Origin of the sequence: Enorma massiliensis phI, assembly GCF_000311845.1 — a bacterium.
GTDB classification, from domain to species: Bacteria; Actinomycetota; Coriobacteriia; order Coriobacteriales; family Coriobacteriaceae; genus Enorma; species Enorma massiliensis.
On record NZ_HE978575.1, the window covers coordinates 438865 to 462055 of the forward strand.

Genomic DNA, 23191 nt, shown 5'->3' on the forward strand with positions numbered 1-23191 from the left:
GAAACGTGCAAACTTACCAGGCACGATTACTGGCGCACCGGTTTGCTGCGCATCCCCCGGATGCCTGATGGGCACATTAGGCACATTCGCGCTACGCTTGCCTCCCGGATGAATGGAGGCAGGTATGTTGTCAATCAGCGATGCGATTCGTCAGGTCGAACGGATGATGGTGACGACGTTGGACGGTACGCAGATGCGCCGTCTGCACGATGCGCTCATTGAGTGCTTCATTGAGCAGACCGTCGAGCGTCATAAGCACCTCGGCAACACTGAACTCCTCGAGGCGTTTCTTGATGCTAAACGCCTCGAGGGTTGTTCTGGTCGTTCTCTTAAGTACTACCGGAGTACGCTTGTGAGGTTTGTGAGCACGCTCAACAGCTCTCTCATGCTAGCTACAACTGAGCAGATCCGCTCATATCTGGGCGGTTATGGAGAAAAGAGCGGCGCTGGTAACGTGACAATCGACAACGTAAGGCGCATCATATCGAGTTTCTTCTCATGGCTTGAAGCGGAGGATTATATCTATAAGAGCCCCGCTCGCCGAATTAAGAAGATTCGAACGGTAAAGACAGTAAAAGAGACTTATTCCGATGAAGTAATTGAGCTGATGCGTGATGGCTGCACGACAAAGCGCGACCTCGCAATTGTCGACTTGTTGTCATCAACGGGTATTCGCGTGGGAGAGCTGGTGAACCTCGACCGTGAGGACATCGACTTCGAGGCAAGAGAGTGCATCGTCTTGGGAAAAGGCGGAAAGGAGCGTCGCGTCTACTTTGATGCTCGAACGAAGCTTCATTTGGTCGAGTATCTTGCGGAGCGCAACGATGATAATCCGGCCCTGTTCGTCTCGCTCTGCAATCCTAATAGAAGGCTGCAAATTAGCGGGGTGGAGATACGACTGCGCGAATTGGGGCGGCGCCTGGGCATTTGTCGTGTCCATCCCCATAAGTTTAGAAGGACGCTCGCAACACGCGCTATTGACAAAGGAATGCCCATCGAGCAGGTTCAGGTGTTGCTGGGACACCAAAAGATAGATACGACGCTCAGATACGCGATGGTCGATCAGCGTAACGTTCGGATGTCGCATCGAAGGTACATCGCATAAAACAAACCCCCCTTTGCGGGGGAGGGCGCCCGCCGCGTGAGGCTGGGGGATATTGCGAGTGTGAAAGCCGGTAACGTTGCGCCGAAGAAGGGTCTGTTTTCCGAGAGGGGGATACCGTTTGTTAGGGCTGGAAGTTTATCCCGGCTGCTCGATGGTGAAAGCCCCAGATCACTTGAACGAATTGACAAGATGACCGCGGACAAGCTCGGTATGCAACTGTTTCCAGAGGGGACTATCTTATTCGCAAAAAGCGGCATGTCCTGCATGACGGGTAATGTTTATGTCTTAAAAGAGCCTTGTTACGTTGTCTCTCATCTTGCGTGCGTGGCTATAGACAACACGGAGCTTACTCTCTATTTGAAGCACTATTTCAGATGGAATAAGCCTAATGCCTTGGTTGAGAACCCATCGTTTCCCTCCATTAGGTTGGGCAAGATAAAAGATATGGAAATAAGACTTCCCGACGCCAGGCAAATTGCAAGGTGGGTGTCGACGCTTGAGAGGATTGAGGGGCTGATGGAAACTCACGAACATCAGCTCTCTCTCCTTGACGACCTGGTCAAATCCCGCTTTGTCGAGATGTTCGGGGATCCTGTTGAGAATCCAATGCGGTTACCGTGTAAAGCGATTGCATCACTCGGTGAACTCAAGAACGGAGTTAATTATCGGAAAGGCGAGTCTGGCGTTGAGATTAGGTGTCTGGGTGTTTCAGATTTTGGCGCTAAATCGGAGCTAAAAGATGTTACAAATCTGAATTACGTATCGCTCGCTTCTCCTCCATCTGAGGAAAACCTTCTTAAAGACGGAGACGTCGTTTTTGTTCGCTCAAATGGAAACAAGAAGCTAGTTGGTCGCTGCATGTCGGTATATCCTGGGAGAAAGGATGTAACCTTTAGCGGTTTCTGCATTCGTCTTCGCATCACGTCCGATCTCGTTCGCATTCCTTATCTGGTTTGGTCGCTCAGGCAGCCATCAAGCAGAGAAAGGCTTATTGGAAGAGGGGCGAATATCCAAAACCTGAATCAAAGAATTCTTGGTGAAATGCACCTTCCAATTCCTCCCCTCAGTTTGCAAGATGCTTTTCTCACCTTCGCCGCCGAGGTCGACAAATCGCGGTTTGTCGTTCAACAACAGGTGGTTAAGTATAATGACGTTATTGCATCCAGTGGAATTGCGATTATCGGGCGGAGCGAGCTGGCATGAACTTCGATTTTCTCAAACGAGAAGATGGCTACTATAGCCTCTTTGCGGATGCTTGCATTGAAGCGGAGAAGGTTTTCTCTACGTCGCCCGCCATGTGTGCTGTCGGCTGTCGCAAAGCGCTTGAGCTCGCGGTTAAGTGGGTCTATGCAATTGATACAGACATTAGCATGCCCTACCGCGACAATTTGTCATCTTTGCTCCACGAACGGTCGTTCATGGACGCTGTTGATGAGCGCGTATGGCGGAAGCTTCTTGGGATAAACAAGCTTGGCAATCTTGCGGTACACACCGAGCGTGTCGTTACACCCGCGGACGCGATTTTGGTACTGCGCAGCCTTTTCGAGTTCGTTGACTGGATCGACTATTGCTACGGCCCAGATTATTCTGTACGAACATTTGATGAGAAAAAGATTCCAAAGAAAGGAATCCAACTCACAGCAGCTCAAATTAAGGTCGTTAAGGATCGCGAGTCACTTCTCAATGAAAAGGACGAGGAGATTAAGCGGCTCGAGGCTGAGCTGAAGAAGCTGAGCGCTCAGGCGGCTCAAATCAAAGAAGAGGATAGGCCGAAGCGCGATTTCAACCCAGAAGACATCTCCGAATTTGAGACGCGCAAGCACTATATCGACTGGGATCTTGCGCTCGCTGGCTGGAAACTCGACGAGACCGTTCTTCAAGAGCGAGAAGTTCACGGCATGCCGGTTGAACCGGGTTACAACACGGGTGTGGGCTACGTTGACTATCTTCTTATGGGTAAAGACGGGCGTCCGCTCGCCATTGTCGAGGCGAAGCGCACCTCTTATTCTGAACAAAAGGGTCTCAAGCAGGCGCGGCTTTACGCAGGTTGCCTTGAGAGGGAGTTTGGCTATAAGCCGCCTATATTCCTCACGAATGGATTCGCTACACTGTTTGTCGATGACGAAAACGGTGCTCCACGTCCGGTAAGCGGATTCTTCTCGCAAGATGATCTGCAGAAGCTTTTTAACCGTAGGGCGGCTACGGTAAAGCCTACGACCCTGACAGTAAATGAAGCGATAGCTGGCGGCGGAAAGCGCTATTACCAGATTGAGGCTATCCAACGCGTATGTGCTAACATCGAAGAGGGGCATCGCAAGAGCTTGCTGGTTATGGCTACGGGAACCGGCAAGACTCGTGTTTCGGCCGCCCTGGTTGACGTGCTCATGCGTTCAGGGCATGTTAAGAACGTCCTCTTCTTAGCGGATCGCGTGGCGCTTGTCAGGCAAGCAAAGCACGCTTACCAAGATTATCTGCCCAATGAGTCTCTGTGCAATCTCTGCTCAAATAAGGATGAGCGCAATGCTCGCATCGTTTTCTCCACGTATCCGACCATCATGAATGCAATTGATGGGGAGCGAAATGAAGACGGCGACCGTATGTTTACGCCAGCGCATTTCGACCTCATTATTGTTGACGAGGCGCATCGCTCTATCTTCAAGAAATATCGGGCGATTTTCGAATTCTTCGACTCTCTTGTCGTTGGACTCACGGCAACACCTGCCAACGAGGTTGATCGAAATACGTACGACTTCTTTGATGTTGAGCGTGGCGTGCCGACCTATGTTTACGAATACAAAACAGCAACGGAAGTCGATCATGTCCTTGTTCCGTATTACGGCATAGAAACTCATACGAGCTTTATCGACGAAGGTATTACCTACGACGAGCTATCTCCTGAGGAGCAAGAGCGGATTGAGGAAGATTTCGAAGATACCGGCCAAGAGGTTCCTGACAAAATCGAGAGCACAGACCTTAATAGATGGGTGTTTAACGAAGAAACGGTCGACAATGTTCTAGTCACGCTCATGGAGAAGGGCATCCATGTCCAGGGCGGTCAGGAGTTGGGCAAGTCGGTAGTCTTTGCCCAAAACCAAAAGCACGCGCGCTATATTGTCGAGCGTTTCGGTAAGCTTTACCCGGGACTTCCGGGAGACTACATTCAGGCTGTTGTTCATTCTGACGACTATGCGCATACCATTATTGAAGATTTTGAGCTGAAGGTTCGGCCGGTTATCGCCGTGTCGGTTGACATGATGGACACAGGCATTGATGTGCCCGAAATCGTAAATCTCGTATTCTTCAAAAAGGTTCGCTCCAAGATTAAATTCTGGCAGATGATTGGTCGCGGAACCCGTTTATGCGAGGGGCTGAACGTTACTGACCCGTTGGATGGCACCCACGAGGACAAGGAGCGCTTCTTCATTTTCGATTGGTGCCGCAATTTCGAGTTCTTCCGTGAAAACCCGCACGTTGTTGAAGGGAAGTTAACCGTTTCCGTTGCTGAGCAGGTTTTTTGCAGGCAGGCAGAGCTCGCTATGCTTCTGCAAAACAGCGCTTTTACGGCCGATGACTATCAGGCATGGAGAAAAGAGCTCGTCGAAACTATGCACGGCCAGGTAATCGCTTTGAATGACGAGCTCTTCACCGTTCGTAAACATCGCCGAGAGGTGGAGAAATACCGCCGTATCGAATCCTTTACGCTGCTTTCTGACGTTTCGTTTGCCGAGCTTAAGAATCCGATTTCGATGCTTGTTGTCAATGATGAGGCGGACTTTTCTGCGTTGCGCTTTGATAACGTCATGTATGGTTACATGATTGCGACCTGCAAAGCCCAAAATACAGATTCGTATAAGAAAAAGATTGTGAGTATGGCAAGGCTGTTGCAGTCGTTGTCGACCGTTCCCCAGATCAACGAGCAAATGCCCCTGATTAGGCAAATCGCAGAAGGGGACATGCTGGATGGGGCTACCCTGCTGCTTCTTGAAGATATTCGCAGGCGACTTCGCTCGCTTATTCAGTTTATTATCACTGGGCCGCAACGACGGGATGTTATCACCCACCTGGATGACCCGATCACGGAAATGACCTATGGAGTGTCCGCAGATATTGGTGAAAACTTCGAGAACTATAGGCTTAAGGTCGAGCGCTATCTTAGGGATTATTCTAATAACGTGGTTATTCACAAGTTGCGGACCAATAAGCCGATGACTGAATATGAATTTAGCCAACTCGAGCGTATCTTTACTCACGAACTTGGCAATGCGGAAGATTACGCAAAAGCATATCAAGATACTCCGTTTGGCCTTTTAGTTCGTCGGGTAGTTCATCTCGACCGGGACGCGGCGATGGAGGCCTTTGCCGATTTTCTTAGCGATCAGAGCCTCAATGAACAGCAGATCTCGTTTATTAAACGCGTAATAGATTATGTGGTTGAGAACGGATATATGGAGCCTGCGGCACTTAATCATCCACCGTTCGATCGCCCGAAATCTTTCATGCAGATGTTTAATACTCAACAGCAGATGAACTTGGTGACTGTAATCAAGTCAATTAAAGAGAATGCCGTTTCGCCCGCTGCATAAACCGAAAATGAAAGGTTTCCACTATGCCAATTCCAACTCAGACCGAGATGTTTCTCGTGGTCTTGGAGCTCATGAAAGACGGCAAAGAGCGCAAGCGCATCGGCATCATTAACGACGCCTGCGATATGCTCGGTCTCTCGGATCGAGAGCAGGCACTAGTTACCTCAAGCGGTGTCCCGGTTTATCGCAGCCGTGTTAGCTGGTCGGTCTCTTATCTCGCGCGTGCGGGCATGCTTTTCAAAGTGACACATGGCGTATACAGGATTAGCGATTACGGAAATGCTGCTGTTGAGAAATACGACAACGCGCAGCTGCTTTCCGATGAAATCAACAAGGCTATTGCAGAAAAGAATCCTTGGAAGTCGAAGAAAAAGGGTGATGCCAAGCAAAAGGGGGATAAGGATCCGTTGGATGAAGGGGTTCTTCCTGATTCCATCAACGAGACGTCTCCGCAGGAGCAAATCGACGCTGCTTTCGCACAGTTGAAAACTGACCTGCAGGACTCGTTGCTTTCCTCGATTATGGATAAAGACCCGGGCTTCTTCGAGAAGCTTGTCGTGGATCTTCTGGTGAAGATGGGTTACGGGCAGGGCGAGCAGACGCGTATCAGCAATGATGGCGGTATCGACGGTATGATTGCAACGGATGCTCTGGGCTTTGACCCAATCTATGTCCAGGCCAAGCGCTATTCGGCTGAAAAGCACGTTGGGCGCCCCGAACTTCAAGGTTTTGCAGGCGCGCTTGGGAGCATCTCGCGCGGCGTGTTCATCACCACATCAAGCTTTGCGCAGAGCGCGATTGATTGGGCGCGGCATTACCCTCATGCAACGCTCGTGCTTATCGACGGCAAACGCCTTACCGAGCTGATGATTCAGTACGATCTTGGCGTTTCGACTGAAAAGGTATACCGCATCAAGCGAATTGATGGCGACTACTTCGGAGAAGAGTAGCGCTTTGTCGCATATGGAAGCTACAACCTCTGCCACTCGTTAGCAAACGTGTGAGATGCTCTTGCGACTAATGTAAAGCGGCTTACAGGACACGCTGTTTGCCCTGTAAGCCTTATTTGGGAATCAGGACGGATCCCGATCCCGATCTAGCGGGTCAGTGTTGTTGTGACTACGTGGCAGCGGCAATTCAACGTCCTCCAATATGCTTGCAATGAGCCCTTCGAGAGATTGCTTTGTTTTAAGTATTTCTATTTGATATGTATTGCGAATCAAATCTGAGCCCGCATGGATTAACGGATTATCTCGGCGAAGCCTTTCGGCGGCATGTATAATCTGTTCAGATTTCGGTATCTCACAATATAGCTTAGCTAACTCTTTTTCACTATATAAGAAGCCCCTCTGCTTCTTTTTCAGTATTTTGCGTTTGAAGAGAGTCGAGAATCTATCGAAATAGGCTCGATAGTACGATATTTGTTCAAAAAAGTTTTGCGTTCTTCCATGGAACAGCTGGTTGACGAATTGGATTTTGCTCCGATCATCATCGGCGATAACGAATAGTATTTTCGATTCAACTTCTGTAATCGGGTCGCGGATGAATTGGTCGTTAATACAATATTTATCGATAAAGATGGACAGTCCGAGTTCTGACTTGCGCAGCAGCGACAGAAGGTCACGGTGATGCATTCCTCTGTTGATGAGATAGTTTAGCGCGATGAGCGTGTCGATACTGGACCAAGTCCCATCTCTATAGGACAGGAAAAGCGTATTCAACAAACGTTTGATTAGATAATCATCATGAGTATCAAGAATGCACTTAACAAGTTCGTTTGTTCCATAAGTCAGAATGACCTTGCCGCTCAATAGAGCTTTTTTGATTGAGTTCTTGACGCTTAGGCAACTTAAATTGGCATTGCTATAAATAACGCTCCGGAAAGCAGTCATTGAATCTATATGCCTATCTTTTTGAGAAAATGTCAACTCGACAGCTGCTTTGAAGTCTTGCTGGCAATAATTCCTTTCGAATGACATGCGAGCAATCTCTTCAAACAATTGAGATATGCGACCTGGGGGGTCTTCAATTACTTCCCCCGTGTAATGACCTGAGAAATCAACGCATGATTCTGTTGCTTCGGCTAATGAGAGCTCACTTGTTTGGCCGAATTCTACCTTGTTCAGATTTAGAGCAAGTCCGTTTTTCCTCAAGATATCTGCGTATTTATTGAGAATCAGTTCCTTTATTTTGAATGGGGATGATTCGTTCGACACGTTGATAAATATGAACATGTCATCCACATAGCGAATCATTTTGAATGACTCGGCACCGCAATTGCTATCAATGCAGCGGAAAAGCTCCGCATCGATGTCGGAAAGATATACCTTGGTAGCCAGGAAGCTCAGCGTCGGATGGTTTTGAATGGTTGGAAACTTACCCGCTCCGCAATAGAGCAGTAGCGCGCGAAGGAAAAGGCAGTCGGTAGCTGAGAAATTCTTATCGGAGTAACTTTGCATCTTTGACATGAGCTTGTCGACATTAATTGAGTTGTAGAAATTGGAGAGGTCTGTTTTGAGGTAGTAGGAGTACTGGCTTTTTGCAATCCGTTTCTGGTCACAATACCGTCGATAGCTATCCTTATACTGCGCGCAGTTGTTTGCTAGATCGCCGGCGTATTCACATATCATGTCTTCGCGCGGGTCAGCGAAACATCTCTGGTACTCAATCCCAAAAGCAACAAGGTATAAAAACATAATTGGAGAAATGAGTGTTGAATCGCGAAATGACGCGCCTTGCTTCTGAATGAAACCACTAGTTACATAATTCATCGAAGTACAAGCAATGAAGGCACCGTCTTTAATGTAAGCCGAGAAAAAGTTCTCCGAAGATAGAAGTTGCCAATCAAAAGTGTTGAGAACTGAGAATGGATACCATTGTAGATAGCACCTCAAGCGACGTTTCTGGTCCTTCATGGTTTTGCATGCTGCTTTCCAAGAGCTGTACGAGGGGTGCATCATCAGCAAGCCAATCTTTACTGATATCAGTCGTGAAGTAGCTTGGATATGCGAGCGGTATCGACATGCAAATCCGCGCTGCGGCAATCGTAGCATGAGCCTAGAAGTCGTAAGAACAAGCTTTCAAATTGTCAGACGGGTCTCTATACGGAAAAGCAAAAACCGGTGATGTCTGTAGTTTACATGCTGAGCATCATTGCTCGTGCGCCAGTCGGCTAGAACTCTCCCTGTTCTGCTTCGAGTGCGTCGTGAACTTCTTTGTGTCGAGGTTCAAGTATCTGCCGCGTTCGCTAATACGCATTTTTTACATCGCGTCTGGATAGGGCTTTTTCATGGTTAACTCGGATGCAGGTTCGGCATGCGGACAGGTCGTGAATGCAACAGCACTGTTGCATGACTTCAGCTTAGGAATCATGCGCTACATATAATAGGCGGCTTATAGCTCAGCCAGCTGTTCTCAAAAAATGATTTTGCGTTTAGTTATCAGTCGTCAGGGCGCTTGCTTTACTTTCGATCGTCTCGAACTCATTCTCCAGGCGAACCATTTCATTTTGAAGAGCCATAATCATGTTAAGCTGCCAATCTATGAATTCCGGCCACTTCTCACGATTGGCTTTGATGTCATGGCCGCTCTTATAGAAACGAACGCCTTTGCTTTTCCTGTTATATGGTGTTCCGGCAATACCGAGTGCTTGTTCAAGCTCTTGACGGCGAGAGAGGACAAAGTCGCCAAAATCGGTATCGTGCACACACGCCTCTACACCAATCTGTTTCTTCTGCGTATTAATCAAAAGTACCAGATGGTATCTTATCGAGCCTGCTCCTAATTCTGTCCAATGATGCGCTTGCGGCTTGTGCGGTTTAAACAATTGTGAAAAGGTCTCGTTTTGAGCAGCGCAGTCGACGTACGTCTGCCAGTATTCGAGTTTGATGCGCTCAGTTTCTGAGAGATCCGACTTGGCTTTTTCCGCACGTGCCCACTCGTTGGGTGATTCTACTACGTTGAATCGAGGAGCCATGGGAGAGTCGCCAATGCGCCACACCTCGATTTCAACCAAGAAGAACGCGCAGTCGCTGTCTGTGTGTTCGTTGAGCCATTCGATTGCGTTGCGATGTTCGTCGCGCGCACGCGCAACGACCCAGATCACCACACCTGCTCCTTTGCCTGCGGCATATGTAATGATTTTTCCCAAGTGATCATGGTTGGTATCTTCGAGCTGGTTTTCGATAATCACCTTACGCTCTGTGTCAGCCTCTTGAGCATAGATGTCTACCGCAAACGAGCCGACTGCACTTTCTGTATCCTTGAGCTCGAGTTCAATGGAACAGGCATCGCCAAGCATGGTGAGGTTTTCTTCTTGTGCAAGCCACTTGGTAAAGTTAAGTGCTTCATGTGGCCAGACGTCCCGGACGTTTACCTTTTCGATCTTTCCGAGTTTGGGCTGATTTGCCATGGCTTTGCTTTCTGCGCGGCGCGGTTATGAATTGGAATAACTGTACCACGAGGATGCTAGGGAGGAGTTCAATTTGCTCGCCAGCGGAGGCGCTTTGCTGAGGCGTATCGCCTGAGAAAAAAGGCGCGGCTTGCCGACGTCTTGAATGGCGACTCGCCGCATCGGCTGTACGAGAAATTCATCCTTGAGTACTACCGCAAGCACTGGAGCTGGCTGCATCCTGCGGCGCGAGAGATCGACCACGGGATAGGCGATTCAGCACCGGATTTTCTGCCGCGTATGCTCACGGACGTGACGCTGGCCAACGGAGACAAGTGCCTCATCATCGACGCCAAATGCTACGGAACGATTCTGGGCACCCACTACGATAAGGAGATTCTCTCACCGGCGAACTTGAACCAAATCTTCTCGTATGTCATGCATGCGGCGAACGCATTTGACGGCGAAGTCTCGGGCATGCTGCTCTATGCGAAGACGGAGGGCGCGGAACTCGAGAGCGAAAGCTGGCTGGAGCTGGGTCATACCTACCATGTGCGAACGCTCGATTTGAACCAGGACTTTGCTGGCATCGCCGCGCAGCTCGATGCGATTGCGGAGTTATTGGGCTAAGGTATGTGCGGGCGCCTCGCACCAAGGTAAGCTAATTTATGCAAGATTTCACGCATAAGAAAGGCCCGACTCATCGGGCCTTTCCAGGTGTAGACCGAAGCCTTCCACCGCGATTGGTTGTAGTCTAGCATACCCGGAGTTCTTTCGCCATTTCAGCGATAGGCGGTTTACCCATTGCTCGCATATTTCCGTAAAGCGGTAAGCTTATTGCGCGCGGTTGTTTTGATGATTTTGGAGTAGATGTTGAAGGGCAGTTCAGCGTAGAAGACCTTCAAGATGTTTTCATAGCCTGAAATGAACTGCTTGCATTCGGTTTTAGTCAAACGCATCTTGCGCATGAGGTAGGCGATGAGAACGATGTAATCAGTTATGTCGGAGAAATCGACGCCGACAACTCCTGTTTCCTGCTTTATGAGTTGAGCAACTCCAGAGTGGACAGCGCCGGATCGGAAACGAACATCGAGCACAACACCATTATGCGCAACAGCATTCCGGAGATCTTTTAGGGCAAAAATAATGTCTTTTAGGCGGCGCTCCGATTCCAAGTTGGTGGGCATATCAAGATCGCGAACGATGGACGTTTGAACACGCTTGTTGAGACATTCGTAGAATGCGCCAAAATTGCCAAGTGTCATAACTTCGAAAATTGCCCAGATGGGGATATCCTTGTCAGCATCACGGAAATGGCCAATGACGTCACGATTTTTATGGTTGCGAAAGATGAGGTTGTCAATTTCGCCGCGCAGTCGTTGGCGTCTATCCCACGCTTTGCGATATCTATCCCCTCTGTAGTTTCGGTAATCAGTGAGACTTTGCTTCCAAATGTTTTCAAACGTTGCCGAGCCCGTGTCTTTGAGAACGGCTTCAAGCGTATAGTTTTTGAGGCATGTTTCAATTTGCACGACATGGGGGTAAAGCAGCGTTTTGACTTGCATGTCAAAATCGTAGAGAGCGGCAACCTGTGAGAAGTCCGTGAGTGGAAGTCGGTTGCTTGCTTTTCCCGCAAAGCGGTAGCCCTTGTATCCATGATAGTAGCCAATATTCTTAAGCTTGCGCTTCTGGGCTGAGCCTTTGATTGCTATGCCGCAATTTCGTAAATGCTTCATGAGCGAATTGAGCGTTTTGGGCATTGTGATGCTCCGAGATTCAATAAGGTAACGGAAACATATTCTACCGCTGGAAATGGACGCGTCGTGTGGGATTGTTCGCGAGGTTGATTATTTGGAATCAGATCACTATGCTGTGCATTCTTTTCGTGCGAGGTTTTGCCCCGCTTGATCAAGGAGGCTCTCGATGCGGCAAAGCGCAGTATCGCGAGACGCTCGAACTCACCAAGATGGCACCGCACTGCCCCTACCTATACGTCACCAGCGTATGGAACCCTTCCATGCTGCCGGTGAGTCCCTGGCCTTGGATCGAATTGAACTTTACGTCCAAGATTTCATAGCCGTCGTCTTGCATGGCGCTGATAATCGCGTCGATCTGTCCGGTGTACTTGTTCTCGCACTCGAATGTCTGGTTCAGGAACTTCGAGAAGCTGTTCAGCATCACGACGTGTACTTTGCCGTCTTTGGGCGCGAGGCTTGCGCGCACGGTCTCGGCGTATTGGAACATGCCGTCACTCCGGTACTGCTGCGCCTTGTTTTCGAGCTTTTCTTCACGCGAGCCGAAGATTCCCATGATGCGTCCTTTCGAATGGTGAACGATGGCGAGTCTGCGTCTTTAGGACATCGTATCGCACTGGGACGACTGCGGTCTTTGAGCACATGGGTGAGCGGTCTGCAAGTTGGGAGACAAACAGGCGCACAGCTCATCCTGCTTTTGTGATACTATCACTACAGTGATACTTCAGATACAGAAGCGAAGGCGGTGGCGCCATGATCCTCTGGCATGGGTCGTCCGAAATCATTAAGCAACCGCGCTTGGAGCTGTGCCGTCCATACAACGACTACGGCGCGGGCTTCTACTGTACTGAGCATGAAGACCTTGCAAAGGAATGGGCGTGCCCTGGTGAAGCGGATGGGTTTGCGAATCGCTATGAGCTTGCTACGGACAAGCTCGCCATCCTCGACCTTTCTAGCTCGGAATATTCGGTGCTCACTTGGCTCGCTTTGTTGCTCGCAAATCGCCGCGTCGATCTCTCGAATGCCATCGCTCGCACCGCTCGCGACTACCTGCTCGATCGCTTTCTCATCGATACGTCGGGTTTCGATATCATCCGCGGATACCGTGCAGACGATTCGTACTTTTCGTTCGCGCGGGCGTTTTTGAACAACACGATTTCCGTAGCGCAGCTTTCCGAGGCTATGCGTTTGGGAAATCTGGGCGAGCAGGTTGCGCTTACCAGTGCGAAGGCGTTCGAATGCATCCAATGTACCGGCTATGAACTTGCGTCTTGCGAGATCTATCACGCGCGTAGGGCCGAACGCGATCGCCGTGCGCGGAGCCAGTACCAATCTCTTTGCGCGCGGCTCGATCGCACCGGGCTGTATGTTCGCGATATCCTGCTCGAGGAGGTCGATCCCCATGACCCACGTCTCTTCTAAAGGCCGTGGCGTCGCTGCCCGCGCGTACGACGTCCTCTACCTAGAAGACGCCATGTCCTGCCTTGCATGCTTCTTCGACTATGCGGCCTGGGACTACGGTGCCGAAGGATTTGAGGTTGCGAACCTTTTTGCGTCGAGTCGGCTTGCCCGGCAGTTCGAAACGGGGGCACCGTGGGTGGTTTCCGGGCGGTCGGGCATCGAGCTCTTCTGGGACATGTGCGGCGAGCTTGGTTACGACGATGAACAGGCGATGATCGAGCAGGGCTTTCGACCAGACAGGACGCCTGAGTATTGGGCGGGCTGGATCGCCGCGTACGTCCAATGGCGGTTTGCGCTTACGTTCCGCACGGTTTTCGATGTGTTGCCGTTCGATGTGCTTGTCGACTTGTACGACCCGTGGCACGAAGCATCCGAAGAGCGCATGGCTCAGTTGTTTGCGGAGCGGATGACAAGCTATCGGGGGCAGACGAACCTCGCGCGCATGCGGAGTGCCTGTGGGTACACGCAGCGTGAACTCGCCGAGCTATCATGCGTTTCGCTGCGGTCGATACAGATGTATGAGCAGCGCAACAAGGATATCAACCGGGCGCAGGCTTCCGCCGTGGCGCAGATCGCTCGCGTGCTTCACTGCCGGGTAGAGGATCTGCTCGAAGCGGTTGTTGCGGTGGCGTAGCCCGGTATGGGGCGTTGGAGGGGCGTAGCGTCCTACCGCTCAACCTTCCGCACGACTTCGATCCCCGCCGCGACCTCGGAGGCAAATTCGTCGAAGTTCTCCGGCACGCCCACGATGCTGCCGTAGTGGATGGGTACCACGGTCTTCGGGTGCAGCGCGTTCACGAACGCTGCGGCCTGATGCGGGTCGCACGTGTACGTCCCGCCGATGGGCACGAGCGCCACATCGCACGCCACCTGCTCGTTATCCGGGTTCTGGTCGGTGTCGCCCGCCGCGTAGTAGCGCACGCCGTCGACGGTGAGCACATAGCCCAGCCAGCCGTGCGTCTGCGGGTGCATCCCCAGGCGCTCCGGCTCCACGTTGTATGCAGGCACGGCCTCGACGGCAACGCCGGGCAGCTCGAGCCGCCCGCCCGCTTGCAGCAGGTGCACCGCCGTTGCCCCAATCTCATCCGCCACACGGGCCACCTCGGCACCCATGCTTGCCGGTGCCACGAGTTCGGTGTGGTCACCCGCCACACGCGCGATGTCCTCCGGCGAGAAGTGGTCGAAGTGCGCGTGGGTTATGAACACGTAGTCCGCGTCGTGCGCCGCCTCGGCATCCGTGAGGCTGAAGGGGTCAAGGTAGATGACCACGCCATCCTTGCTCTGGATGCGGATGGCGCTTTGCGTGAACACGCGGACGTTCTCGAGGCTGGTCATGGGCGTTCCTTCTTGGGTTGTTCTGCGCCGGGCATATCCCGTTCATACCCCATTTGCGCGCTCAGAGCCGCGGCAGATTCTCTCAGCTATTTCTCAGGTTCCTTCGGCATTATGACCATGCGCCCAGAGGAAGGCGCAAGGATTAGCGAAAACCGCTCGAAGCGGAACGCAAGAGAAGGAGGACATCATGAAGAAGCTCGACCTCGCCAACCCCAAGCTCGCCCTCGTCCCCCTGTGCATGATCGGCCTGTGCGGCGTGCTCTTCCTGACCGGCTGCGATACGTCGGCGGCAAGCGCTCTGGTTTCAGGTGCGACGAAGGGACAGAGCGTGGTAGCAAGTGGCGACGACGCCAATGGCGCGAACCAGGCTCCGGCGACCACGCAGGCTCCCGCCCCGGGCGCTACGGACTACGACGATGGCAACACCAACTACGACGACGGCGCCACGGACTACGACGGCAACAGCGTGTACGAATCGGGTGACAGCCTCTACGACGATTCTTGGGATGACGGAAACAGCGGCTACGATGACGGCGCTTCTGCCTACGTCGCACCCGCGCCCGCCCCCGCGGCTTCGGCACCCGCGGTCTCTGCTCCCGCTACGGGCAACAGCGGCTACAGCAACTACGACTCCGACAGCGGCTACGACTCCGATAGCGGCTACGACGCGGACAGCGGTTACGACTCCGACAGCGGCTACGACGACTAGCGCGGCGATGTCGAAAAACCCCTGGGGTTATTTTACATGCTGTAAGGAAACGGTAAGGCTTTTCGGATAGAGCTACCGCTTGCCGAAGGAGGGGCGCTACGCTGCAAGGGCGAGCGCCCTTCTCCGTAGAATCGACTTGCACGGTGCGCTCGGAGCGGAATGGATGGGATTCATATGCGCGTCTTGGTCGTTGAAGACGAGGAGAACATCGTCGCGTACCTCAAGGCGAGCTTGGAAGACGAGGGCTTCACCGTCGATATCGCCTGCGACGGCAACACGGGTCTGGAGATGGCGCTCACCGAGGCGTACGACGTCATCACCCTCGATATCATGCTTCCCGGCATGAACGGCTACAACGTGTGCGGCGAGCTGCGAGGCGCGGGCATCACGACGCCGGTGCTCATGCTCACCGCCAAGGACGGCGAGTACGACGAGGCGGATGCGCTCGACATTGGTGCCGACGACTTTCTTCGGAAACCCTTTTCGCTTGTGGTGCTGGTAGCGCGCTTGCGAGCGCTGCTGCGGCGCGGGGCGAGCAAGGGTTCGGCGAAGCTGCAGGTGGGTGACCTCACGCTCGATCCGGCTTCCAAGGCCGTCGAACGCGGCGGCACGGCGATCGAGCTCACGCCGCGCGAGTTCGCCTTGCTGGAATACCTCATGTACAACGCGGGGAAGGTGCTCACCAAGACGCAGATCCTCGACCACGTGTGGTCACCGGGGTACATGGGCGGCGACAACGTCGTCGAGGTGTACGTGGGCTACCTGCGGAAGAAAGTTGACGCGGCGTTTGGGCAGCGTCTCATCCACACCGTGCGCGGGGTGGGGTATCGGATGTCCGAGCCAGCGTAGGGCGACGCAAGGCCGGAGTCTGGTACGGGTGATGCCGCTGGGACGTGCTGCCGCGTGGAAACGCGATGTCGCACGTGCGCGCCAGCGTGCATGACACCGTGGGACGCATCGGCCGGAAACCAGGGAGAGACCATGCATCTTTTCAAAAGCATTCGAGGGAAGGTTTCGGTAATCACCGTCGCGGTGTGCGCGGCTGCCATGGTCGCCATTACGGCCGCCGTTGCGCTGGCGACGGGCTGGGCGATCAGCGCCACCATCTCGGGCAGCCTAGATCAGCGTCTCGACGAGATCGAAGCGCAGGTCGCTGCCGGCCAGATGCCCGACGAGCTGCGCGGGACCGGCGCCGATCTTGTACAGATTATCGATGAGTCTGGAAACGTGGTGGCGTCGAGCGATTGGGCGAGCGACGTGGCGCCCATCTCGGCGGGCGGCTTGGCGCCGGGGGAGGAGCGCCGCGGAGAGCGCGAGCGCGTCTCTCTGACGTTTGACATGGCTGATGGACAGCCTGCCGAAGACGACGTCGACGATGCGGCGCCGCAGGCGGAGGAGCGCGAGCAGGCGGATTCTTCGGCAACGCCGCAAAGTAGCCCGTCACGACCGCAAGCTTCCGTGCCGGCAGCCTCTTCGAACTATAACAGCGGGTATTCGTCTGCTCCCGCTCCGTCGCAGTCGCAACAAGCTGCCTCGAATTACGACGACGGAGGTGCTTCCGGCTACGACGACGGGGGCAACTCCGGCTACGACGACGGGGGCAACTCCGGCTATGACGGCGACGCCTCGGCGCGCGGCCGCATCTATGCACATGCACGCCATTTCATACAGCAGCGGCTTCCTTTCGTGGCGGAGCAGGCGGGCGCATCGTCTGCCCAGGAACTTTCGGTATCGGTCGAGGAGATGCACATCGACGCCACTACGGCGCTCGGTATCGAAGGGCCGATCCTCGTGGTGGAGCGCGGCGTCCAGACGCCCGATGGCGTGGTTACCATCGCCGCGCTGACGTCGCTCGCTCCCGCGCGCGAGGCAATGAGGACGGTCGCCATCGTGCTCGCCATCGCCATGCTTGGCTCCCTGTGCGCAGTCGCGGTGCTCTCGTGGTTCGCCGTCGCGCGCACGCTCGCGCCGGTCGAGCGCATGCGCGCGGAGGCCGCGACGATATCCATCGGCGACTTGAGCCGCCGCTTGCCCGTGCCGGAGCACGATCGCGACCTGGAACCGCTGGCAACCACGTTCAATGATATGCTCGCGCGCCTCGAGGCTGCCGTCGCGGAGCAGCGCCGTTTCGTCTCCGATGCGTCGCACGAGCTCAAGAGCCCGGTGGCGGCTATTCGCGTCATGCTCGAGACCATGCGCGACCATCCGGACGCGGTTGACGCGGATACGCTTGCAAACGACCTGCTCTCTGAAAACGAGCGTCTGGGCGGCATTGTGAGCAACCTGCTGTTGCTCGCGCGCCAGGATGAGGGCGTGTCGCGTTTGGACAAGCAGCAGCTCGACCTGTGCGACCTGCTCTATGAAGAGGCCTCGTCTTTGAAAGCGAGGGCGTCGTGCGAGGTCGATGTTTCCGGTGTGGAGCCGGTGGTGTGCACGGCAGATCACGAGGCGCTTTCGCATGCGGTGCGCAACGTGCTCGACAACGCAGCGCGCTATGCACGGAGTCGCGTGGCGATCTCGTGCCGCAATGTTGAGAACGCGGACGGCGAATTCGTCGAGATCGTTGTGAGCGATGATGGGCCGGGTATCCCGGAACAGGATCGCGAGCGCGTGTTCGGTCGGTTCGTACGCCTGGAAGAGGGTCGTTCGCGCAAGAACGGCAGTACCGGGCTGGGTCTTTCTGTGGTGCGGACGATCGCGCGGCAGCATGGCGGCGATGCGCGCTTTATCGACCCCGAACTCGGCGGCGCGAGCATCGCGATTCACATCGAGGCGTAACCGAGAGCCCCTTCGACGCCTCCTCTCTATCTGTTTTGAACTGCGCCACCAAAGCTGACATTGAGAAGCATAACTTACAGGAATTTGACCTACATCGACGATAAACGGGGATGTAGAGCGAATCTGTGCATGCGAATCGTGCGATAATCGACGCATTCGACGTTGCCGGCGCGGGTGCGCCGTCCGCGCTGCATGTCAGTCGAATCCCAGCAGAAGAAGGGGAGACACCATGCTCATCGAATCCATCTATGACGAATCATTCCGCAACTATGGTCGCGTGTGGGCAGATGTTCCTGCCGCGTTCACCGAGCCCGTGGTCCACGCGCTCGCCGAGCATGCGCCTTGCCCGGAGGACGGCACGAAGTACGAGGCCAGCGCCGCCGCACTCGAAGAACTCGAGGTCGCGCCTGCGCTCAAGGGGCTTCTCTTCGGCGGTCGTCCCACTCAACTGGGTTGGTGCTGCGGCCATAACACGCGTCTCAACGCCCTGGAGTACCACCGCTCCAGCGAGTTCAACCTCGGCGCGAACGACTTCATCCTGCTCCTTGCGAAGCAGCACCAGATAGAGGGGATGGGCGTCGACGTCACGCTCGACATGTCGCTCGTGCGCGCGTTCCGCGTGCCCGCCGGTGTGCTCGTCGAAGTCTTTGCCGACACCCTGCACTACGCGCCTTGTCAGACAGGCGATGAGGGCTTCCGCACGCTCGTCGCGTTGCCCCAGGGCACGAACGGCCCTCTGCCGGAGCTCGATTCTGCGCTTGCCAACGCCGGCGATGCCCCGCTCCTGTGGGCTGCCGATAAATGGCTCATCGTGCACGCGGAGAGCAACAAGGCTGCCGCCGGCGCCCACGTGGGTCTTCTGGGCGAGAGCATCGATATCGCGGAGGATATCGCGTAGTAGTCAAGCAGCATACGGCATGGGCGCGGGCGCAAAAGCGAAGTGCCTGCACGAAGAAAGAGGGCAGCCTCATGAAGATCGCTATTCCAACCATGGGTGCGGGCGGCCTCGAGTGCGAGCGCTCGGGTCATTTCGGCCACTGCGACTGTTTTATCCGGCTGGACGCAGAACGGTGCTGCGGTGGGCTCCTTCGACGATCCCTCCGCAGCTCAGACCACCTTCACGATGCCGGCGGGTGCCGTCGAGCTCACTGCGAACTACGATGCGCATAGTCTGGCGCACCACGACGGACAGGATCCCACCTGCACCGACCCTGGCTGGGCTGCCTATGACGAGTGCGCCTGCGGCTACTCGACCTATCAGGAGATCCCTGCTGCCGGCCATAGCTTCGTAGACGGCGTCTGCACCGTGTGCGGCGAGAAGGAGTCGAGTCAGGATCCGGACCAGACGACCCCCGTCAATCCTGAGCGCCCGGCTGAACCCAGCGAGCCCGGCTCGTCTGAAGGGCTGGAGCAGGATGCGGCCGCCATTCCGGCTACGGGTGATATGAGCATGCTCGCGGTGGCTGCGGCGGCGGTTGTTGGCGCTGCGGTGCTCGCAGGCGGGCTGCTCGCAAGGCGGCACAGGAGCTAACGCGACGGTACGACAACCTTTATCTAGATGAGACTTTAGGGCGGATGCTTAGGTAACGGGCATCCGCCCTTATCGTCTGCCGTGCGCTGCATGCCAAGTCTCACTTCAAGACTCTCCGCAAGACGCTCCATCGTGCCTCTCTATGCTGGGCCATTGAACCGGTTTCGGTTTAGGCAAGGCGGCGAGCGCTTCTTCGCCGTATGCAGTCCGCGCTACAATGTCTCCATTTGATGGTAGCCGCCCTCGATGCGGCTTAGGTGCCGCGGCAGGAGGGAAAGGGGAGCCGATGCCGATGATATTCTCGCTTGCCCCCATGGAGGGGATCACGGGAAGCGTATTTCGCAGGGTCCACGCGGAGTGCTTCGGCGCCCTCGACCGCTACTACACTCCGTTCCTCGCTCCGCCGCAGGTAGGCTCTTCGTTTGGCGGCAAGGCGTATAAAGAGGTCGACCCGGAGCGCAACCAAGGTCTCGACGTAGTTCCGCAGCTGCTCACCAACGATGCAGACAAGTTCGTGTGGGCGACGCAGGTGCTTGCCGATATGGGCTATGCGGAGGTGAACTTGAACCTGGGGTGCCCTTCCGGGACGGTCGTTGCCAAGGGGAGGGGTGCCGGCTTTCTCAGAAACCTCGGGGAACTCGAAGGGTTCCTGCAGGAGGTGTGCGACCGGTCGCGTCTTCCGATCTCGGTCAAGACGCGGGTCGGTGTGCTGGAAGACGCTGAATACGAGAAGATCCTCGAGCTGTACTGCCGTTTCCCGCTCCAGGAGCTCATCGTCCATCCTCGTGTTCAGAAAGATCGCTACCAGGGCGTTCCGCGCCTGGAGCTCTACGGCGAGACGCTCAGACGGGCGCCGTTTCCTGTGGCGTATAACGGGGACATCTTTGGGACCGATGACATGGCGGCGTTACTCGAGGCGTATCCGGAGACGCGCCACGTGATGCTCGGCCGCGGCATCCTCTCCAACCCCGCGCTGGCGCGCATGCTCAACGGCGGGCAGGCTGCCGCAGCAGCCGAGCTCAAGCACTTCCACGACAAGCTCTTCTGCGCCTATGAGGAAGAGATCGGCGGCAACGCGGTGTTTCGCATGAAGGAATGGTGGTCCTACGCCAAATATTCCTTCGCAGACCCGCAGGTCGTGCATCGCGCGGTGCGGAAAGCTCGCAAGGTGGGGGAGTACGAGGAAGCGGTCGAGCGCGTGTTCCAGACGCAAGGGCCGAGCGCGGAGCCGCGCTTCGGGGGGTTCTAGGCGGATGCTTCCTGCCGGGCATCCCGGCGACCGGTCCCGTCCGGTTGCCCCTGTCCGCGTGGGCGGGTATCCTAGTCACTCCAACATCGAATGGTCTGGAGTCATTGCATGGACATAACCCTCACGCTCGCAGAAGAGCTGAACCTCAAGCCTGCTGCCGTTCAGGCGGCCATCGACCTTATCGACGAGGGCAACACGATTCCCTTCATCGCGCGCTACCGCAAGGAAGCCACGGGCGGTATGGACGACGTCGCGCTCCGCACGCTGGGCGACCGCCTTACCTACCTGCGTAATCTCGAACAGCGCAAAGAGGACGTGATCATCCTCATCAACGCCCAGGGCAAGCTCACGCCCGAGCTTGAGTCCGAGATTCGCTCTGCCACACAGCTCCAGCGCGTCGAGGACCTCTACAAGCCCTACCGCAAGAAGCGCCAGACGCGCGCGCAGAAGGCCCGCGAGGCGGGGCTCGAACCGCTCGCCAACATGATCATCATGCAGGTCACGCCCAAGGGCGGTGCGACTCCGATCGACGCGGCCGCCGCATACGTTACCGCCGAGGCGGCCCAGGCCAGTTACGACACGCCCGAAAAGGCCCTTGCAGGTGCTCAGGACATCGTGGCCGAGACGGTTGCCGAGGACCCGGAGAACGTTGCCGACCTGCGCTCCTTCACCGAGGGTACGGGCGAGATCGTCGCAGCTGCGGTGGATGCGGACGAGAAGACGCCGTACGAGCCCTACTACGATTTCTCCGAGCCCGCGCGCAAGATTCCCAACCATCGCATTCTCGCCATCGACCGCGGCGAGCGCGAGGGCAAGCTCCGCGTGCGCGTGGGCGTGGACACGCAAGCTGCCGTTACGCGCCTCGGTTCCCGCTGGCCGAGCCGTCAGGGCCCCTTCGCCCCGGTGCTCGACGCCGCCATCGCCGACGGCTACAAGCGCCTCATGGCGCCCTCGCTCGAGCGCGAGCTCCGCGCTAAGCTCACGGTCCGTGCGCAGACGGACGCTATCAAGGTCTTCGGCAAGAACCTCGAGAGCCTGCTCTCGGCCCGTCCGGTGCGCGGCGCGCGCGTGATCGCGCTTGACCCGGGCTTCCGCACGGGCTGCAAGGTGGCGGTGCTGGACGAGACGGGCAAGCTTCTGGACCACGGCGTCGTCTACCCCACCAAGCCGCGCCATGACGTAGCGGGCACCAAGCGCGAGCTGGCGCGTCTGGTGAAGAAGCACCATATCAACACCATCGTGATCGGCAACGGTACGGCGAGCCGCGAGACCGAGGAGGTCGTGTCGGAGTTCATCGCCGAGCAGGCGCCCGATCTGCGCTATACCATCGTGAACGAGGCCGGCGCGTCCGTGTATTCGGCGAGCGAGCTGGCAAGTGCGGAGTATCCGGAGCTCGATGTGACCACGCGCGGTGCCATGAGCCTGGGCCGACGCCTGCAAGACCCGCTGGCCGAGCTCGTGAAGATTCCGCCGCAGTCCATCGGCGTGGGCCAGTACCAGCACGACCTTGACCAGGCCGAGCTCTCGCGCACGCTTGGCAACGTGGTGGAGGACGTGGTGAACCGCGTGGGCGTGGACGTGAACACGGCGAGCGCGAGCCTCTTGGGCTACGTTTCCGGCATCACGCAGCCGGTGGCGAAGAACATCGTGGCGTACCGCGAGGAGAACGGCGTGTTCACCGACCGCAACCAGCTCAAGAAGGTGCCCAAGCTTGGGCCGAAGGCCTTCGAGCAGTGCGCGGGCTTTTTGCGCATCTCGGGCGGTAAGAACCCGCTCGATGCGACGAGCGTGCACCCGGAGAGCTATGCGGTTGCCACGCAGGTGCTCGAGCGTGCCGGCGTGACGGCGGCGGACCTCGCGGCGGGCGGCATCCCGGACATCGATAAGCGCGTGGGCAACGTGGCCGCGCTCGCGGGCGAGCTGGGCTGCGGCTTCATGACGCTCATCGATATCATCGACGAGCTCAAGAAGCCCGGCCGCGACCCGCGCGACGATGCGCCCGAGGTCGTGTTCAGCCGCGCAGCGCTCTCTATCGACGACCTGCAGCCGGGCATGGAGCTCACCGGCACCGTGCGCAATGTGGTCGACTTCGGAGCCTTCGTGGACGTGGGCGTGCACCAGGACGGCCTCGTGCACATCTCCAAGCTGGCGAAGCGCTTCGTGAAGCACCCGAGCGACGTGGTGGCCGTGGGCGACACCGTGAAGGTGTGGGTGGAAAAGGTCGATCGCGACCGCGGCAAGATCTCGCTCACCATGGTGCAGGTGAAGTAGCAGCTGGGCAGCAGAGTGATAAAAC

The 23191-nt window shown here is 55.9% G+C and carries 19 protein-coding genes; 14 read left to right on the forward strand and 5 right to left on the reverse strand.

All coding sequences use genetic code 11. The annotated features are described in order from the left end of the window. The first annotated feature begins 124 nt into the window (after positions 1-124). Genes xerA through HGEM_RS08645 form a run of 4 tightly spaced genes read left to right on the forward strand, consistent with a single transcriptional unit; the run spans position 125 to position 6638 of the window. Positions 125-1105 carry a site-specific tyrosine recombinase/integron integrase gene (xerA, locus tag HGEM_RS08630; protein WP_019129034.1) on the forward strand — a complete coding sequence of 327 codons (981 nt, stop codon included), beginning with the start codon at positions 125-127 and terminating at the stop codon, positions 1103-1105. A gap of 36 nt (positions 1106-1141) precedes the next feature. Continuing rightward, positions 1142-2308 (forward strand): restriction endonuclease subunit S, encoded by a 1167-nt coding sequence (locus HGEM_RS09825; RefSeq protein ID WP_019129035.1) that lies wholly within the window; start codon positions 1142-1144, stop codon positions 2306-2308. Beyond that, positions 2305-5688, forward strand: coding sequence for a DEAD/DEAH box helicase family protein (locus HGEM_RS08640; RefSeq protein ID WP_019129036.1), 3384 nt, complete (start codon positions 2305-2307; stop codon positions 5686-5688). The genes HGEM_RS09825 and HGEM_RS08640 overlap by 4 nt, the downstream gene beginning before the upstream one ends. Before the next feature lie 23 nt (positions 5689-5711). Continuing rightward, positions 5712-6638 carry a restriction endonuclease gene (locus HGEM_RS08645; RefSeq protein WP_035101633.1) on the forward strand — a complete coding sequence of 309 codons (927 nt, stop codon included), beginning with the start codon at positions 5712-5714 and terminating at the stop codon, positions 6636-6638. A gap of 123 nt (positions 6639-6761) precedes the next feature. Here the strand turns inward: HGEM_RS08645 and HGEM_RS08650 are convergent, their stop codons facing one another. Together HGEM_RS08650 and HGEM_RS08655 are read right to left on the reverse strand one after the other, a co-directional pair. Beyond that, positions 6762-8741 (reverse strand): AbiA family abortive infection protein, encoded by a 1980-nt coding sequence (locus HGEM_RS08650; protein ID WP_081580890.1) that lies wholly within the window; start codon positions 8739-8741, stop codon positions 6762-6764. A 380-nt stretch (positions 8742-9121) separates the two neighbouring features. Next, the gene (locus HGEM_RS08655) at positions 9122-10099 is read right to left on the reverse strand and encodes a DUF4268 domain-containing protein (protein WP_019129039.1); all 978 of its coding nucleotides are present in this window, start codon (positions 10097-10099) and stop codon (positions 9122-9124) included. 141 nt (positions 10100-10240) lie between these two features. Here HGEM_RS08655 and HGEM_RS08660 point away from each other — a divergent pair, with 141 nt between their 5' ends. Next, positions 10241-10708 carry an McrC family protein gene (locus tag HGEM_RS08660; RefSeq protein ID WP_019129040.1) on the forward strand — a complete coding sequence of 156 codons (468 nt, stop codon included), beginning with the start codon at positions 10241-10243 and terminating at the stop codon, positions 10706-10708. A gap of 167 nt (positions 10709-10875) precedes the next feature. On the opposite strand, the gene HGEM_RS08665 is transcribed toward HGEM_RS08660, so the two are convergent. Both HGEM_RS08665 and HGEM_RS08670 read right to left on the reverse strand, forming a co-directional pair. After that, complete coding sequence (locus HGEM_RS08665) at positions 10876-11838, reverse strand: Abi family protein (RefSeq protein WP_019129041.1); 963 nt, start codon at positions 11836-11838, stop codon at positions 10876-10878. A 223-nt stretch (positions 11839-12061) separates the two neighbouring features. Continuing rightward, positions 12062-12388, reverse strand: coding sequence for a hypothetical protein (locus tag HGEM_RS08670; RefSeq protein WP_019129042.1), 327 nt, complete (start codon positions 12386-12388; stop codon positions 12062-12064). Between the two features lie 197 nt (positions 12389-12585). Here HGEM_RS08670 and HGEM_RS08675 point away from each other — a divergent pair, with 197 nt between their 5' ends. Beyond that, on the forward strand, positions 12586-13254 hold the full coding sequence (locus tag HGEM_RS08675; RefSeq protein ID WP_019129043.1) for a DUF3990 domain-containing protein: 669 nt from the start codon (positions 12586-12588) through the stop codon (positions 13252-13254). After that, positions 13235-13927, forward strand: a complete 693-nt coding sequence (locus HGEM_RS08680; protein ID WP_019129044.1) for a helix-turn-helix domain-containing protein — start codon at positions 13235-13237, stop codon at positions 13925-13927. The genes HGEM_RS08675 and HGEM_RS08680 overlap by 20 nt, the downstream gene beginning before the upstream one ends. A 32-nt stretch (positions 13928-13959) precedes the next feature. On the opposite strand, the gene HGEM_RS08685 is transcribed toward HGEM_RS08680, so the two are convergent. Beyond that, positions 13960-14628, reverse strand: coding sequence for an MBL fold metallo-hydrolase (locus HGEM_RS08685; RefSeq protein WP_019129045.1), 669 nt, complete (start codon positions 14626-14628; stop codon positions 13960-13962). A 187-nt stretch (positions 14629-14815) separates the two neighbouring features. Between HGEM_RS08685 and HGEM_RS08690 the strand changes: the two genes are divergently transcribed. The 7 genes from HGEM_RS08690 to HGEM_RS08720 all read left to right on the forward strand — a co-directional run bounded on the left by HGEM_RS08690 (position 14816) and on the right by HGEM_RS08720 (position 23166). Further along, positions 14816-15337, forward strand: coding sequence for a hypothetical protein (locus HGEM_RS08690; RefSeq protein WP_035101636.1), 522 nt, complete (start codon positions 14816-14818; stop codon positions 15335-15337). A 159-nt stretch (positions 15338-15496) separates the two neighbouring features. Beyond that, on the forward strand, positions 15497-16186 hold the full coding sequence (locus HGEM_RS08695; protein ID WP_230197257.1) for a response regulator transcription factor: 690 nt from the start codon (positions 15497-15499) through the stop codon (positions 16184-16186). Positions 16187-16318: 132 nt separating this feature from the next. After that, on the forward strand, positions 16319-18115 hold the full coding sequence (locus HGEM_RS09830) for a HAMP domain-containing sensor histidine kinase (protein ID WP_051008508.1): 1797 nt from the start codon (positions 16319-16321) through the stop codon (positions 18113-18115). A gap of 229 nt (positions 18116-18344) precedes the next feature. Next, on the forward strand, positions 18345-19013 hold the full coding sequence (locus HGEM_RS08705; RefSeq protein WP_019129047.1) for a DUF4867 family protein: 669 nt from the start codon (positions 18345-18347) through the stop codon (positions 19011-19013). Positions 19014-19109: 96 nt separating this feature from the next. Then, a complete protein-coding gene (locus HGEM_RS08710; RefSeq protein WP_338081895.1) occupies positions 19110-19646 on the forward strand; it encodes an InlB B-repeat-containing protein in 537 nt (178 codons plus the stop codon). 286 nt (positions 19647-19932) lie between these two features. Continuing rightward, positions 19933-20895 (forward strand): tRNA dihydrouridine synthase, encoded by a 963-nt coding sequence (locus tag HGEM_RS08715; protein ID WP_019129049.1) that lies wholly within the window; start codon positions 19933-19935, stop codon positions 20893-20895. A 108-nt stretch (positions 20896-21003) separates the two neighbouring features. Then, positions 21004-23166 carry a Tex family protein gene (locus HGEM_RS08720; RefSeq protein WP_019129050.1) on the forward strand — a complete coding sequence of 721 codons (2163 nt, stop codon included), beginning with the start codon at positions 21004-21006 and terminating at the stop codon, positions 23164-23166. The last annotated feature ends 25 nt before the right edge of the window (positions 23167-23191 follow it).